Origin of the sequence: Paraburkholderia sp. HC6.4b (assembly GCF_014200875.1) — a bacterium.
In the GTDB taxonomy this organism is placed as follows: Bacteria; Pseudomonadota; Gammaproteobacteria; order Burkholderiales; family Burkholderiaceae; genus Paraburkholderia; species Paraburkholderia tuberum.
In genome coordinates this window covers 1-1,513 of sequence record NZ_JACHDC010000059.1, presented here as the reverse complement: position 1 = coordinate 1,513, position 1,513 = coordinate 1, and the positions used below count along the sequence as shown (strand labels likewise).

Sequence of the window (1,513 nt, the reverse complement as noted above, 5' to 3'; positions counted from 1 at the left end):
ACTGATATGGTCGCTGCGTGTCAATAAGAGAAACAGTTATTGAATCCCAAGGGTAATCGGACGATGCGGCACAAGTCCGTTGCAGCGACGATGGATCAGACTGATATCCGTGGGTTGGTTACCACCGTGCATCGATCCGTCAGGGAAGCTGCCTCGCTCTAGTGACGCAGGTTGCCCGCAGGCCTTCTGTACGTAGTGTCGACGAGGATTCTTCCTATCGTGAGCCGTACCGCATCGCCGGATTACCCTTTTATTTGATGCCCTGCTGTCATTCAGTGCGGCGCGCAAGACGGTGCCATGCGGGCGATCGCCCAGACGAAGCCGGCCAGTTCGCGCGCTACGGCGACGCATACCTTGTTGGCCTGGACGCCGCGGCTACGCAGTCGCTGGAACCTCGCGCACAGGCGAACCTGCGCCTTCCAGGCGTGTTCACGGATTGGCTGCGCGAGCGCTCGCTGGCGTGTGCGCAGCTCGTTGCTCAAGCGTGGTGCGAACCGGTAGTTCCAGGCTGATTCGGTAAGCAGTCGACGCGCGTGCGCGTTGCCGGTCTTGGTAATCGCACCGCGTCGCACACTGGCGCCGCTGGAATGCTCGGAGGGCACCAGTCCGAGGTAGCCCATGAGCTGGCGGGCAGTAGCAAAACGCCCGATATCGCCGATCTCGGCTACCAGTCCGATGGCACTGACGGTGTCGATGCCGCGCAGGGCGCGTAGTGCAGCTACTACCGATGCGACCTGTTCACTTAGTGCGCTGTGCTCCAGTGCACCGCTGAGGCGTTCCACGCGAGCGTGGGTGTCCTCGACGGCATGCTGATATTCGGCAAACGCCAGTTGGTCGGCGCATTGCTCAAACCGCTGATCGGCAATCCAGCGCAGATGCATGCGGCTCCATGCTGTCTTGCCGGGATAGGCACGTCCATGGCGCAGGAGGAATGCCTTCAGTTGCTGACGCGCCTTGAGCCGCATGTTCACGGCATCTTCGCGGGCACGCCACAGATTGCGCAGTGCTTCGTGCGCGGCATCGGGTACCCAGATCGCCTTGAGTTCGCCGGCACGCGACAGTTCAGCCAGGCGCAGGCAGTCGCGCCGGTCGTTCTTGATCCGGTCTGCGCCTCGATGTGGGATCAGCGACGGAGCGATCACCTCGACCTGATAACCACGATCAGTGAGCTCGCGATACAAGCCATAGCCGGTTGGCCCGGCCTCGTATACCACACTGACCTGTGCAGCTTCGCCGTACTTGCGCAGAACCTTCAACACGGCCGCCACGTCGTGACGGATGGTTCCGACAAACCGGGCAGGCTCCCGACCGGGTTCGCACACCGCAATCGAGATGGTGTCCTTGTGCACGTCCAATCCGACAAAAAACTTGATAATCTTGTCCATGGCCCGTCTCCTGAAGTTCTGCGCCTGGCCCACCCAGGCGTATGTGGCTCGGCACACTTCGGTGCGCAACCCACGATACCCGAGACGGGCCCCTGCGGTCTTCACTCAGCAGCGACCATTATGTCTAG

General features: G+C 61.5%; 1 protein-coding gene. It reads right to left on the bottom strand.

Translation table 11 applies throughout. The annotated features are described in order from the left end of the window. Positions 1–272: 272 nt before the first annotated feature. Positions 273–1,385: an IS110 family transposase gene (locus tag HDG34_RS38560; RefSeq protein ID WP_184069245.1), complete on the bottom strand. Its 1,113-nt coding sequence runs from the start codon at positions 1,383–1,385 to the stop codon at positions 273–275. Positions 1,386–1,513: the final 128 nt, after the last annotated feature.

Coding starts and splice junctions, on each gene's coding strand:
- HDG34_RS38560 (WP_184069245.1), bottom strand. CDS start 1,385: ATGGACAAGATTATCAAGTTTTTTGTCGGATTGGACGTGCACAAGGAC.